Origin of the sequence: Streptococcus sp. 2021WUSS109, assembly GCF_044427305.1 — a bacterium.
GTDB classification, from domain to species: Bacteria; Bacillota; Bacilli; order Lactobacillales; family Streptococcaceae; genus Streptococcus; species Streptococcus suis.
This window is the reverse complement of record NZ_JAOTGF010000006.1, coordinates 1-14,114: the sequence shown is the minus strand read 5'-3', so window position 1 is coordinate 14,114 and position 14,114 is coordinate 1. Positions and strand designations below refer to the sequence as shown.

Annotated in this window: 16 protein-coding genes and 1 pseudogene; 9 read left to right on the top strand and 8 right to left on the bottom strand. The window is 41.1% G+C overall.

Going from position 1 to position 14,114, the window contains the following annotated elements; genetic code table 11:
- Nucleotides 1-142: 142 nt before the first annotated feature.
- A complete protein-coding gene (locus ODU37_RS03235) occupies nucleotides 143-682 on the bottom strand; it encodes a Gx transporter family protein (protein ID WP_012027668.1) in 540 nt (179 codons plus the stop codon).
- Nucleotides 683-864: 182 nt separating this feature from the next.
- On the opposite strand from ODU37_RS03235, the gene ODU37_RS03230 reads away from it, so the two are divergent.
- The 5 genes from ODU37_RS03230 to menA all read left to right on the top strand — a co-directional run bounded on the left by ODU37_RS03230 (nucleotide 865) and on the right by menA (nucleotide 6,399).
- Nucleotides 865-2,757 (top strand): NAD(P)/FAD-dependent oxidoreductase, encoded by a 1,893-nt coding sequence (locus tag ODU37_RS03230; RefSeq protein ID WP_105158835.1) that lies wholly within the window; start codon nucleotides 865-867, stop codon nucleotides 2,755-2,757.
- A gap of 18 nt (nucleotides 2,758-2,775) precedes the next feature.
- Nucleotides 2,776-3,765, top strand: coding sequence for a polyprenyl synthetase family protein (locus ODU37_RS03225; protein ID WP_105134856.1), 990 nt, complete (start codon nucleotides 2,776-2,778; stop codon nucleotides 3,763-3,765).
- A gap of 78 nt (nucleotides 3,766-3,843) precedes the next feature.
- A complete protein-coding gene (locus tag ODU37_RS03220; RefSeq protein WP_024382897.1) occupies nucleotides 3,844-4,323 on the top strand; it encodes an FMN-binding protein in 480 nt (159 codons plus the stop codon).
- A 77-nt stretch (nucleotides 4,324-4,400) separates the two neighbouring features.
- Nucleotides 4,401-5,450 (top strand): FAD:protein FMN transferase, encoded by a 1,050-nt coding sequence (locus ODU37_RS03215; protein WP_024395425.1) that lies wholly within the window; start codon nucleotides 4,401-4,403, stop codon nucleotides 5,448-5,450.
- Complete coding sequence (gene menA, locus ODU37_RS03210) at nucleotides 5,443-6,399, top strand: 1,4-dihydroxy-2-naphthoate polyprenyltransferase (protein ID WP_161942439.1); 957 nt, start codon at nucleotides 5,443-5,445, stop codon at nucleotides 6,397-6,399. The genes ODU37_RS03215 and menA overlap by 8 nt, the downstream gene beginning before the upstream one ends.
- Nucleotides 6,400-6,440: 41 nt before the next feature.
- On the opposite strand, the gene ODU37_RS03205 is transcribed toward menA, so the two are convergent.
- The 6 genes from ODU37_RS03205 to ODU37_RS03180 are packed head-to-tail and all read right to left on the bottom strand — an operon-like array spanning nucleotide 6,441 to nucleotide 9,114.
- The gene (locus tag ODU37_RS03205; protein ID WP_249562356.1) at nucleotides 6,441-6,869 is read right to left on the bottom strand and encodes a NusG domain II-containing protein; all 429 of its coding nucleotides are present in this window, start codon (nucleotides 6,867-6,869) and stop codon (nucleotides 6,441-6,443) included.
- 52 nt (nucleotides 6,870-6,921) lie between these two features.
- Entirely contained in the window at nucleotides 6,922-7,269 is a 348-nt protein-coding gene (locus ODU37_RS03200; RefSeq protein ID WP_249562357.1) for a hypothetical protein, read from the bottom strand.
- Complete coding sequence (locus ODU37_RS03195) at nucleotides 7,266-7,604, bottom strand: MFS transporter (protein ID WP_249562358.1); 339 nt, start codon at nucleotides 7,602-7,604, stop codon at nucleotides 7,266-7,268. Before ODU37_RS03195 ends, ODU37_RS03200 begins: the two co-directional genes overlap by 4 nt.
- A 12-nt stretch (nucleotides 7,605-7,616) precedes the next feature.
- Nucleotides 7,617-8,699 (bottom strand): DUF3278 domain-containing protein, encoded by a 1,083-nt coding sequence (locus tag ODU37_RS03190; protein ID WP_136670185.1) that lies wholly within the window; start codon nucleotides 8,697-8,699, stop codon nucleotides 7,617-7,619.
- A gap of 10 nt (nucleotides 8,700-8,709) precedes the next feature.
- A complete protein-coding gene (locus ODU37_RS03185) occupies nucleotides 8,710-8,910 on the bottom strand; it encodes a hypothetical protein (RefSeq protein WP_024532853.1) in 201 nt (66 codons plus the stop codon).
- A 15-nt stretch (nucleotides 8,911-8,925) separates the two neighbouring features.
- A complete protein-coding gene (locus ODU37_RS03180; RefSeq protein ID WP_002942681.1) occupies nucleotides 8,926-9,114 on the bottom strand; it encodes a helix-turn-helix transcriptional regulator in 189 nt (62 codons plus the stop codon).
- Between the two features lie 270 nt (nucleotides 9,115-9,384).
- Between ODU37_RS03180 and rsmH the strand changes: the two genes are divergently transcribed.
- Genes rsmH through mraY form a run of 4 tightly spaced genes read left to right on the top strand, consistent with a single transcriptional unit; the run spans nucleotide 9,385 to nucleotide 13,917 of the window.
- Nucleotides 9,385-10,335, top strand: a complete 951-nt coding sequence (rsmH, locus tag ODU37_RS03175; protein WP_174854781.1) for a 16S rRNA (cytosine(1402)-N(4))-methyltransferase RsmH — start codon at nucleotides 9,385-9,387, stop codon at nucleotides 10,333-10,335.
- Between the two features lie 9 nt (nucleotides 10,336-10,344).
- Complete coding sequence (gene ftsL / locus ODU37_RS03170) at nucleotides 10,345-10,668, top strand: cell division protein FtsL (RefSeq protein ID WP_105100705.1); 324 nt, start codon at nucleotides 10,345-10,347, stop codon at nucleotides 10,666-10,668.
- On the top strand, nucleotides 10,668-12,917 hold the full coding sequence (gene pbp2X / locus ODU37_RS03165; RefSeq protein ID WP_249562359.1) for a penicillin-binding protein PBP2X: 2,250 nt from the start codon (nucleotides 10,668-10,670) through the stop codon (nucleotides 12,915-12,917). Before ftsL ends, pbp2X begins: the two co-directional genes overlap by 1 nt.
- 1 nt (nucleotide 12,918) lies before the next feature.
- Complete coding sequence (gene mraY, locus ODU37_RS03160; protein ID WP_024376390.1) at nucleotides 12,919-13,917, top strand: phospho-N-acetylmuramoyl-pentapeptide-transferase; 999 nt, start codon at nucleotides 12,919-12,921, stop codon at nucleotides 13,915-13,917.
- Nucleotides 13,918-13,932: 15 nt separating this feature from the next.
- Here the strand turns inward: mraY and ODU37_RS03155 are convergent.
- Nucleotides 13,933-14,114: pseudogene (locus ODU37_RS03155) on the bottom strand (IS982 family transposase); the annotation flags it as partial.

Here is a 14,114-nt window from a genome sequence, read left to right as displayed (position 1 = left end):
TTATTACCATGGATTTTATAAGTGGTGTTTATATGAGGTGGCTCATTATATTTGTGACACCAGGATTATGGGGGAATTATTATGGACAATGAAAAAGTGGTGCGGACCATAAAAAGAATCTCCTTAGTTGACCTAGGGAGATTTATTTCCATTCTGCTAAGACTTGTTGATGATAGTGACGTAAAGGTCCGACCTTTTGGAGGAGGTAGGTAGCAGCCAGTCCGACCAATAAGCCTGATAAAATTCCTGTAAAAGCGAGGATTGGTAGGTAGTTCAGTACATAGAAAGAACGGGCGATGGTAGCAAAAACAAGAAGCTGACCAAGATTGTGCAACATCCCGCCCAAAATAGAAATTCCAATAGGACTGACACGGTTTGGACCGAGCTGCTTGGCAGAGAGCATTCCTACATAACTCAAAGTAGTTCCGGCAAAGCCATAGAGGAAGGTTGAAAAGGTGCCTCCCAGAAAGGTTGAGATGAGCAAGCGTAGTGCGACAACCTTTAGGCTATCCTTTGTAGGGAGGGTAAAAATAGCAATTAAGCTAATCAAATTTCCCAGTCCTAGCTTGGCGCCTGGAGCAAAAGCAAATGGGGGGGTGATGAGTCGTTCAATCAAAGAAATGACAACTGCCTGAGCTGCTAGCATCGTAATAAAGTTAAGTGTTTGACGTTTAGAATTCATGGGTGTAGAGAAAAAACTCTTTCTAGTCGATTATCTATTTTACTATCATACTTGTTTTTGTTCACTATGGCAAGTTTTGTTTGTGTATATTACTAATTATTGAAATTTGCTTGTCAACTATCTTGGAATACGATATAATGGAAACATGTAATTTGTTTTGATTTTCACAAGGAGGAAACATTGTGACGAAAAATATTGTGATTGTCGGTGCTGGTTATGCGGGGATTGCAGCAGCTCGATTGCTAGGAAAAACTTTTAAAAAGGATCAAGATGTAACAGTTACCTTGATTGATAAGAACTCTTTCCATACCTATATGACAGAGTTGCATGAAGTTGCGGCTGGGCGTGTGGAAGCCAATGCAATCAAGTATGACCTTCAACGTATCTTCAAAAAATATCCAAAGGTTCAATTGGTAACAGACAAGGTTGTTGAGATTGACTACGATAAGAAACAAGTAGTTGCGGAACACCAAACTCTGGATTTTGCTTACCTGCTCCTTGCAATGGGTGGTGAGGCTAATGACTTTGGTGTGAAAGGTGTTAAAGAACACGGTTTTACACTTTGGTCTATCGAAGCAGCAGAACGTTTGCATGACCACATGATTGATGCTTGCTATCGTGCCATGCGTGAGCATGATGAAGCCAAACGTCGCGCTCTTTTAACCTTTACCGTTATCGGTGCTGGCTTCACAGGTATTGAGATGATTGGTGAGTTGATTGACTGGGTACCAATTTTGGCGCGTGAGTTCAAGTTGGATCCAAAAGAATTCTCACTTAAGGTTGTTGAGGCAACGCCAAATATCTTGGCTATGGTTACTGAAAAAGAGCAAGTCAAGGCTCGCAAATACCTTGAGAAAAAAGGTGTTGAATTGGTTCTTGGCGATGGTGTAGCAAGTGTACAAGAAGATAGCTTGACACTTTCATCAGGTCGTCAAATTCCTACCTATACCTCTATTTGGACAGCTGGTGTTCAAGCCAATACAGACGCAAGTGAATTTGGTATTGAAAAAGCACGTGCAGGTCGTTTGGTAGCCAATGAGTTCATGGAAGCGAAAGGCAAGGAAAATGTCTATGTAGCTGGCGACTTGGTTTACTTTGAAGAATCAGAAGGAAAACCAACTCCACAGATTGTACAAGCAGCTGAACAGACAGGTCATACTGCGGCAAGTAATATTATTGCAGCAATCAAGGGTGGCGAAAAACATAGCTACAAAGGTAAATATGATGGGTTTATGGTATCTATTGGAGCACGCTACGGTGTAGCCTTCTTGATGGACAAATACCACATGTCAGGCTTTATGGCAATGGCTGTCAAACACATGGTAAACCTACTCTACTTCTTTACCATCCGTAGTTTCTTCTACATGGGTTCTTATGTTCGTCATGAATTCTTTGACATTCAGAATAAGCGAAACATTTTTGGCGGTCATACTTCAGGCAAAGGAAATCTTCTCTGGTCTGTGCCAATGCGTGTCCTTTATGGTTCAGTATGGCTCTACGAAGGTATCAAGAAAGCCTTTGGTCTATTTGGAACAACATCATGGTTTGGGGATCAAGTTGTCTTCCCATTCCCTTGGTTAGCTGATCCAGTATCTGGTGCATCTGCTGCTGAGGCGGTTTCAAGTGCTTCACAAGCGGCAACTGCTGCGGCAGAAGCAGCTGAACCAATTTTTGGTTTGAGCTATGCCTATGGTGAAGCACCGATGGCTGTTTTGGACAAAATGCCTGATTGGTTTGCTACTATCATGGAATTTATGATGCCAAACCAAGAAGTAGCACTCTTTATGCAAAAATTTATGACAGTAGCAGAAATCGGTATTGGTCTGGCTTTGATTGCTGGTGCCTTTGTATGGATTGTATCTGCTGCAACCGTTGCTTTGGTAGTTATGTTCAGCCTGTCAGGCATGTTCTACTGGGTAAATATTTGGTTCATCCCGGCAGCTATTTCTCTTATGAATGGTGCGGGTAGAGCCTTCGGTCTAGACTACTGGATTATGCCATGGTTGGGTCGTTTCCTAGACAAGAAGATTTATGGAAAGCCGAAGCATATTTACCATATCAAGGATAAAAAATAAAGGAAATATAGAAAGTTAGTGGTACATCAAATTTGGAATACCTATCCTGAGATTGAGAGGGGACTTGAAGAGGTAAAATCCATCATCTTATCTGAGATGATGGTCCTGCATCCAGCAGTTACAGCGAAGATTGTTGAATATGTAGAGGCGCCAGGGAAATACCTGCGTGCCGGCCTCTGTCTGCTCTTTGCACAAATGACGGAAGGAAAGATTAGTCGTTCAAAGCTATATTTTGCTGCCCATTTAGAAGTCCTGCATCTAGCGACTCTTATTCATGACGATGTGATTGATGGCGCGGATAAACGGCGGGGAGTCACGGCGGCTCATCAACAATTTTCGAATCGAATCGCTATCTACACGGGTGATTATCTTCTGGCCTACTCAGGTCGCTTGCTTGGAAAAGGTCTTCGTTTACTAGATGTGACGCAAGATGATTTGGATTTGGGCAATGATAAGCTGATGGAAACAATTCTTCGAGGGGAATTATCTCAGTTACTCAATCAATTTGATGCCAATATGACTATGAAAGCCTATCTCAAGCAAATTCAAGGAAAAACAGCTTTTCTATTTGGACTTGCCTGTCAGTTGGGGAGCTTTGTACCAGGCCAATCTAGGAAAGACAGTAGCATGGCTTTTCGGTCTGGGCAAGCACTTGGCATGGCCTTTCAGCTACGAGATGACTTAATTGACTACCAGCTGGATGTGGCAGAATCAGGAAAACCTAGATTGCAAGATATTCAAAACGGTATCTATACTGCACCGCTACTTTTTGCCATGCGAGAAGACAAGTCTATCCAGCAGCAATTGCGGGCTTATATTCAATCCCCTACAGCAGAAGGGTTGGAAAGTCTTACAGATAGGATTTTTGCAACACATGCTATTGTCAAAACAGAGAAACTGATTGTTAGCTATTTGGAAAAAATGATGAGTTTTGCAGATAGAATACCACAGTTATCGACTGCATCTATGCAAAATTTGGTGGCAATAGTTTTTAGTCATTATTTTTAAAAAATAACTAGACATTTTCTCTAATTAGGTATATCATTATAAATATAAAACTATTTACTTTACAAAAGGAGTATTGTTATGAAAACAACTAAAGTTGTGTTGAAAAGTTTGGTAGTTCTTGGTGCGGTATTTGCACTCGCAGCTTGCGGGTCTAAACAAGAATCTACTTCAACTTCATCTTCAACTAAAGAAACAGTAGTATTGAAAGATGGTACTTATAAAGCTGAGTCAAGCAAAGACGATTATGGCTACAAAATTGTTCACACATTGACTGTTAAAGATGGAAAAATTAGTGAGTCAAAATTTGACTACGAAGCGGAAGATGGAAGTCTTAAATCAGCAAATGAAGAGTACAACAAAAAAATGAAAGATAAAGCTGGAGTTTCTGCCGGTGAAGCAATTGAACAACTCAATGCAGCTTTGGTTGAGAAACAAGAACTCTCAGCTGTTGAAGTTGTATCAGGTGCAACTCATACTTCTGAAGACTTCAAGAAGAGTGCAGAAGCCCTTCTTGCAGCAGCTGCTGAAGGAAAAACAGAAACTGTAAAACTTGACTAATTAAGTCTATACAGAAAAGACACAGTCGCACTTGTTTGGCTACTGTGTCTTCTTATTTTTTGGGGAAGGTAAAATCAGTGAAAAAAATTGCAAGTCTATTGTTCGTGGGCCTACTGATGGTTTTGCTTGTTGCCTGTGGTGGTAAACAAAACGAGAGTTTATCTGTTGTGAAAACTCCGTTGACTCGTAGTGAAAGCTTACTTCACACAGTAGTGCAATTGAGCATTTATCATGAAAATCAGGAAGAAGCGATGGATGAAGCTGTCTCCTATATCAAGGAGATGGAAAGTCTGTTGTCCACAAACTTGGAAGGGGCAGATGTCTACCGTATCAATCAGGCAGCAGGAAAAGAAGCAGTCAAGGTGGATGAACGTACCTTTGAAGTAATTGAAACAGCTATTGACATGAGTAAAGAAAGTCAGGGGTTATTTGACATTTCCATTGGAGCTGTGAGCAATCTGTGGAAAATTGGAGATGAGGATGCACGTAAGCCGAGTGATGAAGAAATCAAAGCTGCTCTGCCATTTATCAATTATAAAGACATTACTTTAGATAAGGAGAAGAAGACCGTCTTTATCAAAGAAGGAATGACGCTAGAATTAGGAGCCATTTCCAAAGGTTACATTGCAGATAAGGTTAGAGAATTGTTTGCCAGCAAAGGGATTACGACAGCTATCATCAATCTAGGCGGGAATGTGGTGGTTATGGGGGATTCGCCAACGACGCAAAATGGTTGGAATGTTGGAGTTCAAGACCCAGACCAAGTGCGTGGTGCAACGGTTGGTTCTGTTCCTGGGACACATGATTCGGTTGTTACCTCAGGTATTTATGAGCGCTACTTAGAGGTGGACGGTGTCAAATATCACCATATTCTTGATCCCAAAACTGGCTATCCTGTGGAAAATGATATCTCAGGTGTGACAGTCTTTTCCAAAACATCTATCCAAGGAGATGCCTTATCCACAACTCTCTTCTTACTAGGTGTGGAAAAAGGTCTTGACTTTATCAATCAGATTGACGGTGTAGAAGCTGTTTTCATCGATAAGGAGCAGGGTGTTCATCTGAGTGATGGCTTGAAAGAAAGCTTTGAATTAACGAATGAGGAGTATCATCTTGTCAATGAATAAATCAACTAAAGGGCTCAGTTTGCCTGTATTTCTAGAATTTGTTGAACTTAAAACTAAAGTTGCCAGTGTTTTTCCGATGACCCTGGGGATTTTATGGAGCCTGTATCGCTATCAAGTTTTCAATTGGCTCAACACACTTTTGTTCATTATTGCCGTTCTTAGCTTTGACATGTGTACAACTGCCATCAACAATAGCATGGACTACCACAAGGCCAAGGATGAAACCTATCGTCAGGAAAGCAATGTGATTGGAAAATTCTCTCTAGATTTTCGACAGATGATTGGAATTGTCCTTGCCCTACTTGTTTTTTCTCTATTGGTTTCATTACTCCTTGTATGGCGGACCAGTTGGCTCCTCCTACCGATGGGGGCTCTCTGTTTCCTCATTGGTATCTTTTACACCTTTGGCCCTATTCCACTTTCGAGAATGCCACTGGGTGAAGTTTTCTCTGGAGTAACTATGGGATTTGGGATTTTTTTTCTTGCTGTATTTATTCAGCAACCAGATTTGCTACTGACCAGCCAAGTGAGCGGCCAGTGGATGACCTTGCAATTCTCTTGGACAAAAATAATAGAAATTATTTTCATGTCCATTCCTCTGGTAACCTTGATTGCTAATATCATGTTGGCCAACAATACCTGTGATTTAGAAGAAGATATTCGCAACCATCGTTATACTCTGGTTTACTATATTGGCAAGAAAAATGCTCTTAAATTGTATTTTGTCTTGGCAAGTTTACCATGGTTGTTGTGGATAATCTACTGTCTGACTGGATTCTTACCAATCTGGGCACTGATCGGTTTAATCGGTGTTTGGCCTGCCTATAAGAATTTAGAAAAATTCTTAAAAAAACAAGTCAAACGGGAAACCTTTATCGAGGCAGTAAAGAGTTTTGTACTCTTTGCACTGCTATATGTGGTGATACTTGCTTTAGCACTTATTTTCTAAAAAGGAAAGACACAGTCGTTCATCAGGCTGTGTCTTCTTTCTTATAGTGGCAAAATAAGTTCTTCTTCATCAGTGCTTTCTCCACCGACGGATTTGATTTCAATCAAGAGGTTATGTGGCAGGCAGACGGAGAGTTGACCTGGCTGGCTAATCCAGCTGGTCATAACGGCAATTTGGTCTGGGCTATTGTCTTCCTTGACACGAATGCGTTCGCCATCAACTTCAATGATATTGTATTGCCCTTTATTGGGATAGTAGGTCTTTTCTTGATGGGGTGTGTCCTTTGATAATTCAAATTGGTCGACCACCTCACCATTGATGCGGACATAGGCAATTGTTTTTGCCTCATTTGCATCTGTTGTCAGATGTGTGTAGGTAAAAATTGCTGGAAGAAAGGATAAAACTAGGGTGAATCCGATTAAGATATAATCAAATAGTTTGAGTTGTTTGAGAATGGATTTGATAGTCATATGTAGTCTATTTTATAGAAAAAATCCTACTTTGTAAAATGTTGGATGCAGACTACTTTTTCAATTGTCCATTAAAGAGCAGGAGAGTAAATATTCCCCAAAATCCAGCTAGGAGCGGTTTGATTTGTCCAGTGAAAAATCCAATGGAGAAAGTTAGGGCAAAGCCTGCAAAGAGAAACCAGAGCAATGGTTTACGATAAAGATAGATAGCTTTTTGGACAGCATTTGCTTCTGGACTGGTAGTTTTCCGATCACTATTCAAAATTGGAAGTATAGTGAACAGTAAGATAAGGATTGGTGGGGCGTCCCCAGTCAGAAAACTGTGGATAAACAAGCCACAAATGGTCGCATAGGCGAGAACAAACAAGGAAAGGACTAATTTTGTGTTGAAGTTGTTCATCTATATTCCTCCTTTTTGAAATACAGTCGATAAAGAATAGCAAGAGCAAATCCAGCAGGAAGTATGAGGGCAAGTGGTTTGACATGCCCTAGCCAAATGCCTACGGAATAGGTCAAGGTCATGGCAAACAGGGCAAAGACGGCTTGGATGATAAAGTAGTGTTTTTCTTCGGCTGTTTTATAGGATTTGATGATTTGAATGGTCGGTAGCATGAGCAAGAAGGAATCGCTAATCGGCTCATTGACCATGTAAGAGTAGATGAAGAAGGCAGAAAATAATCCATAAAATAGAACAAAAAATCGACAGGTTTGTTTGGGTGTAAAAGGTTTATTCATGATGGTAGCTCCTTATTTTTTCTTAGTAGTTTCTGCTTCCAGTTTATGCAGATAGGCAAAGGCAGACAGGGCAATGCTAGCAAAGATACCCATCGTGCCACCGAATAGGAGGGATTTTGTATGCAAGATTGAGGCCGTTAGGGGAAGATTGAGGCTAAAGAGGTCTGCTACTCCAGCAAAAATTGTCGAAAGCAGTGCAACTCCCAGTCCCCAAAGAATTGGGTTAAGGGACCGACCTTGTCTTTCCTCAGGGCTAAGCTCATCCGAGTCATATTGGGGCAAGTCAGCATGGAGGGTCTGCATATTGACGATACCTAGCAAGATAAAGCTAAAGAGAGCAATGATCATTGGATAATAGTTGGCAACCTCCACAGGATAGCGGATAGCTAGGAAGTAGGCGACAGCATTTCCAAGAGCTAGGAAGTAGAAGTGGTAGATAAAGGCTATTCCCCCAATCTCATCGGCCTTAGTCCGTCGGTACTCGTCTAAAGGACCACGGATACCATAGAAGTGTCGTATCATATTTTTGATCCACTTAGGTTCTTCTTTGGAAATAGCAGAGCTGACAGTTAGTTTTTCTGCCTTTTTCATGCGCTTGCGTAACATGATTTCAAGAGCAATGCCTGTGAAAACTCCACCTAGACAGGCTGCTAGAAATTTTCGGAGGTCAAATAGGTGGTCGAGAGGATTGAGCCCATCCATCCAGGCCCCAAAAACAACCACCCAAATGTACATAACGGTAGTGAAATAGAGGGCGAATTTGATACTTGCTCCCTTGAGTTGTTTCTGTTCCTTGGTAGTCAGTTCTTCTACATCTAAACTGTCCACTTGGCTGTGACGCATCTTGGATGTCATATACATACTGGCGGAAAGAGTGGATAGGAATAGAGCCGTTGGGTAGCCATAGGCAACGACTTCTGAGTAGCGTTTGGATAGAGCGAGTGCCAGTAGGGTAAGAGCCATGGTGCCCCAAAAGAGAAGGATAAAGCAGGTATTGCCTAGTCGGAAGGCTTCTTGTTTGCGGTATTCATCAAGGGGACCAGCGATACCGTAAAATCGTTTGATCAATTTATCTTGAAAGGTTTCCTTTTTCATAAGCAGCTCCTTATTTTTGATCGAACAATGGTAAGATGTAAACAAAGCCTAAGAAGTAGATGGTCCCAGCAATCAGCAATTGTAGCCAAAATTTTGCTTGGCTGATGGTGTGCAAGATTTCTGCTCCGCTATTGCCCCAAAGCTGAAAGAGGACGAAGAGCGGGATAAATATAAGAGTAGAGATAAGAGCTTTGCGTGTGTTCTTTTTCATGGTAATTTTTCCTTTCTATTCATTCCAAAAGAGGCTGTTGAGGTCAGTCTGTAAAGCTTTGGCTAGGTTGATACAGAGGTCTAGCGAGGGGTTGTACTTGTTGTTTTCAATCATATTGATGGTCTGCCTGGATACGCCGATGGCCTTGGCTAGATCCAACTGGGAAATCCCCAGCAGTAGGCGGTAGTCTTTGACACGGTTCATGTGCCCTCCTTTCTGTGTCAATTATATCTGACACAATTGTCTAAAAATGAGAGGATAGGTTGACTATCCTTTTAAATTGTTGTCAATTATATCCGACATATAACTGTAAAAAAATGTGGGAGACCTCCCTGTTGATGTCAACTATACTTGACATTTATCTATAATGTTATTATAAACCTATCCAAAAATGTTGTCAACTATATTTGACAGTTTTTTTGTAAAAAGTTTGCAACAACTTTTTATTTTAATTTGTGGTACAATAGAAAAGATATGACCAAGGAATTTAATCACACAACTGTTCTCTTGCATGAGACAGTCGATATGTTAGACATCAAACCAAATGGAATTTATGTAGATGCAACGCTGGGTGGAGCAGGGCATAGCGAATACCTGCTCAGTCAGTTGACAGATGGTGGGCATCTCTATGCCTTTGACCAGGATCAGACGGCCATTGACCATGCCCAAATCCGCTTGGCAGCCTACATTGAAAAGGGACAAGTCACTTTTATCAGGGACAACTTTCGCAATCTCAAGACTCGCTTGGCGGAGCTAGGTGTAACAGAGATTGATGGGATTTGTTATGATTTAGGAGTATCTAGTCCACAGTTAGACGAACGAGAGCGAGGTTTTTCCTATAAGCAGGACGCACCATTGGACATGCGGATGAATCGAGATGGTCAGTTGACGGCATATGATGTGGTCAATACATATGACTACCATGATTTGGTGCGGATTTTCTTCAAATATGGTGAGGATAAATTTTCCAAGCAGATTGCTCGTAAGATTGAACAGGCGCGTGCTGTCAAGCCCATTGAAACAACAACTGAGTTGGCAGAGCTGATCAAATCTGCCAAGCCAGCCAAGGAGCTTAAGAAGAAGGGACATCCTGCCAAGCAGATTTTCCAAGCTATTCGGATTGAGGTCAACGATGAGTTGGGAGCAGCAGATGAATCTATCCAACAGGCTATTGATTTGCTAGCGCTGGATGGCCGTATTTCAGTCATTACCTTCCATTCCTTGGAAGATCGTCTGACCAAACAACTCTTTAAGGAAGCCAGTACGATTGATGTTCCAAAAGGCTTGCCGTTTATTCCAGATGATTTGAAAGCGCCGCTTGAACTGGTTAATCGCAAACCAATCTTACCCAGTCAGGAAGAATTGGAAGCCAACAATCGAGCACATTCAGCCAAATTGCGTGTAGCTAAAAAGGTTCATAAATAGGAGAGATTTATGGCACAAGAAAAACGTAGAGAAGCAACCATGCGTGTAATTGGTGATAAAATCAAGACTTTTACTCGCGTTGAAAAAGCCTTCTATTCAAGTATTGTGATTTCAGGTCTTGCATTGGCTGTAGGTATCATATTTATGCAAGCAAGACTTTTACAAGTCCAATCTGATTTAGCTAAAGTAAATCAAGATATCAATCAAAAACAGATTGAAATCAATGATTCTAAACAAGCTATAAACGAGTTGACACGCTCGGCTCGCTTGATGGAAATCGCTGAGAAAGCAGGATTATCATTTAATAATGACAATATTGGAGTAGCGGAATAATGTCCCAAAGAAACAATAAATTTTTAAAATATATCTTGAGAAATCGATATGTTCCATCAAAAAATCGTCGGAGAGTAGGTCAGCATTTACTTCTCTTGACGGTTTTCATCTTTTTTCTTTTTTTGAGTAATTTTGCGCTCATTATTGGAACGGATAGTAAAGCAGGTGTGTCGCTTTCTGAGAGGGCAGATGCTGTTCATCAACAAGAAGTGACTGTACAAGCGAGGCGTGGTACAATTTATGATCGAACCGGAATTCCAATTGCAGAAGATTCTACCACCTACACAATCTATGCAATTATAGACACAGATTATGTTTCAGAATTTAAAGAAGTCTTGTATGTTGAAGCAACACAATTTAGCAAGGTTGCAGAAATACTAAATAAGTACCTTGGTATGGAGACAGACTATGTCAATCAGCAATTAAATCAACCAGAATTAAAACAAGTCTATTTTGGTACACTAGGGAAGAATATTTCTTACAGTACAATGTCTAGTATCCAAGAGGAGATGAAGACCGCGGGTATAAAGGGGATTGCCTTTAATGCCAGTCCAGGACGAATGTATCCAAATGGAAATTTTGCTTCAATTTTCGTGGGGTTGGCTAACCCGGTTGAAAACAAGGATGGTAGTCATAGTTTACAGGGTGTGAGCGGTATGGAATACTACCTTAATGATATTTTGGCAGGTCAAGATGGTAAAGTACTTTATGAGAAAGATAGCCAGGGGCGGATTTTACCAGGTACTGAAAATGTAGAACAAGAAACTGTAAATGGCCAAGATGTATATACAACCATTTCGGCAGATTTACAACGCTCCTTAGAAACCAATATGAATACATTCTTTGATACGGCAAAAGGTAAGTATGCAAACGCAACACTTGTTTCTGCCAAAACAGGAGAAATTTTAGCGACCACACAACGTCCAAGTTATGATTCGGATACCAAAGAAGGACTTGGTGAGGAAGGTTTGCTAGAGCGTTCGTTACTTTACCAAGAAGCCTTTGAGCCGGGATCAACCATGAAGGTTTTGACAGTAGCTTCTGCAATTGATAATGGTACATTTGATCCAAATGCATATTACACAAATAATGAATACGTAATTGCAGACGCAAAAATCAATGACTGGACTTTAAACGCTGGCCAATCAGCTGTTACGTTAAATTTTGCTCAGGGTTTTTCACTCTCAAGTAACGTCGGAATGACTTTGTTACAACAAGAAATGGGTGACGAAAAATGGCTAAATTACCTGACAAAATTTCGTTATGGCTATCCAACGCGTTTCGGAATGGGAGATGAAGCACCCGGCTTAGTTCCGGAAGACAATATTGTCACAATCGCAATGTCAACTTTTGGTCAAGGTATTTCGGCTAACCAAGCTCAAATGCTTCGTAGTTTTTCGGCAATTGCTAATAATGGTATCATGTTAGAGCCAAAATTTATTTCAGCCCTTTATAATCCGAATACAGATTCAGCTAGACTTTCTTCAAAAGAAGAAGTTGGAAATCCAGTCTCAGAGCAGGCGGCAGATGCTACCTTAGGGTATATGATAAATGTTGGAACGGACCCAGTCTTTGGTACCTTATATTCTCACGATTTACAAGGACCGGCTATTCAGGTTGAAGGCTATGATATTGCGATGAAATCAGGTTCAGCCGAAATCGCAAGTGAGGATGGTCAAGGTTATATTAAGGATGCATACACTAACTCAGTTGTAGCAATGATTCCCGCAGAAGATCCTGAATTTATCATGTATGTGACCATTCGCCAACCGGAAGTATTAAATGTCCTGTCTTGGCGTGACATTGTCAGTCCTACATTGAAAGAAGCGATGCTGTTGAAAGACAATTTGAATCTGGATTCACCTGCACCAGCATTGGCCCAGGTCGCTAATGAGACAGAGTATCAATTGCCAGACCTCATTGGTAAGGCACCAGGCGAGTCGGCTGAGGAACTTCGCCGTCAATTAGTTCAACCAGTTATCCTTGGAAACGGTGCTGAAATTAAAAAAGTTTCAGTCGAAAAGGGAAGTAACGTAATCGCCAACCAACAGGTTCTACTCTTGACAAATAAATTCGAAGAAATGCCAGACCTGTACGCAATCACCAAAGAGAATATGGATATATTTGCTGAATGGACTGGTATCGAAGTGACCTATAAAGGAACGGGTTCAAAAGTAGTCGACCAAAGTGTAGAGGTCGGTACCGCTTTGAATAAAACCAAGAAAATAACAATAACCTTAGGAGACTAACATGCAATTCGCACTTATGTCGGGATTGGTAGCTTTTCTAGCAACCGTTCTCTTAATCCCACGATTTATTACATTTTATCAAGCCAAACGCATCGAGGGCCAACAGATGCACGAAGATGTGAAACAACATCAGTTTAAGGCAGGCACGCCAACAATGGGGGGAACCGTTTTTCTCGTTGTTGCGATTCTTGTCAGCTTGTTGTTTGCAACGGCCTTTCAACTGTTGACGGGTGGTGTCCTTGCCATCCTCTTCATCCTTGCCCTTTATGGTGTAGTAGGATTTTTGGATGACTTTTTAAAAATTTTCCGTAAAATAAATGAAGGTCTTAATCCTAAACAAAAGCTTGCTCTACAAATTTTAGGAGGGATTGTCTTCTACTTTGTTCACGTAAGAGGAGCAGGTGGCGGAGAATTGAATGTATTTGGTCACATGATACATTTGGGAGTTCTCTATTTCCCATTTGTTCTGTTCTGGCTGGTCGGTTTTTCAAATGCAGTTAATTTGACAGATGGTATTGATGGATTGGCTTCTATCTCAGTTGTTATAAGCCTTCTAGCTTACTCTGTCATCGCCTTCAATGAGCAAAAATTTGATATTCTTCTAGTTTGTGTGACCATGATTGGTGGATTGCTCGGTTTCTTTGTTTATAACCGTAAACCAGCGAAGATTTTCATGGGGGATGTGGGAAGCTTGGCTCTCGGTGGTATGTTGGCAACTATTTCAATTGCCCTCCGTCAGGAATGGACCCTCCTCCTTATCGGCCTGGTCTATGTCATTGAAACGTCCTCTGTTATGTTGCAGGTTTCATATTTTAAATACACCAAAAAACGCTTTGGAGAAGGTCGTCGTATCTTCCGTATGACTCCTTTCCATCACCATTTGGAGCTCGGAGGTTTGACCGGAAAAGCTGAAAAATGGAGCGAGTGGAAAGTTGACTTTTTCCTCTGGTCAGTCGGTCTCATCATGAGCTTGATTACCTTAGCTATTCTTTATTTATAAGATTTACCCATGGTGCTAGTTCATTTCAAAATAGCGTAAGTTATGAGCTAGAATAATTTGTTCCATTCGTAACTGTAGTCCGGCTAGACTTCTAGCTAATGTATGTTGGATGTCAAAGAGACGACACAGTTCAGAAAAACGTGTTTCAATAGTTCGTCTCATGGCCATCGCTTTCCAATTGTTCTGTTCTTCAGCTC

Bases quoted from the DNA above. Each gene is read 5' to 3' on its own strand.
- ODU37_RS03235 (WP_012027668.1), bottom strand. From the start codon at position 682: ATGAATTCTAAACGTCAAACACTTAACTTTATTACGATGCTAGCAGCT.
- ODU37_RS03220 (WP_024382897.1), top strand. From the start codon at position 3,844: ATGAAAACAACTAAAGTTGTGTTGAAAAGTTTGGTAGTTCTTGGTGCG.
- menA (WP_161942439.1), top strand. From the start codon at position 5,443: ATGAATAAATCAACTAAAGGGCTCAGTTTGCCTGTATTTCTAGAATTT.
- ODU37_RS03205 (WP_249562356.1), bottom strand. From the start codon at position 6,869: ATGACTATCAAATCCATTCTCAAACAACTCAAACTATTTGATTATATC.
- ODU37_RS03200 (WP_249562357.1), bottom strand. From the start codon at position 7,269: ATGAACAACTTCAACACAAAATTAGTCCTTTCCTTGTTTGTTCTCGCC.
- ODU37_RS03195 (WP_249562358.1), bottom strand. From the start codon at position 7,604: ATGAATAAACCTTTTACACCCAAACAAACCTGTCGATTTTTTGTTCTA.
- ODU37_RS03190 (WP_136670185.1), bottom strand. From the start codon at position 8,699: ATGAAAAAGGAAACCTTTCAAGATAAATTGATCAAACGATTTTACGGT.
- ODU37_RS03185 (WP_024532853.1), bottom strand. From the start codon at position 8,910: ATGAAAAAGAACACACGCAAAGCTCTTATCTCTACTCTTATATTTATC.
- ODU37_RS03180 (WP_002942681.1), bottom strand. From the start codon at position 9,114: ATGAACCGTGTCAAAGACTACCGCCTACTGCTGGGGATTTCCCAGTTG.
- rsmH (WP_174854781.1), top strand. From the start codon at position 9,385: ATGACCAAGGAATTTAATCACACAACTGTTCTCTTGCATGAGACAGTC.
- ftsL (WP_105100705.1), top strand. From the start codon at position 10,345: ATGGCACAAGAAAAACGTAGAGAAGCAACCATGCGTGTAATTGGTGAT.
- pbp2X (WP_249562359.1), top strand. From the start codon at position 10,668: ATGTCCCAAAGAAACAATAAATTTTTAAAATATATCTTGAGAAATCGA.
- mraY (WP_024376390.1), top strand. From the start codon at position 12,919: ATGCAATTCGCACTTATGTCGGGATTGGTAGCTTTTCTAGCAACCGTT.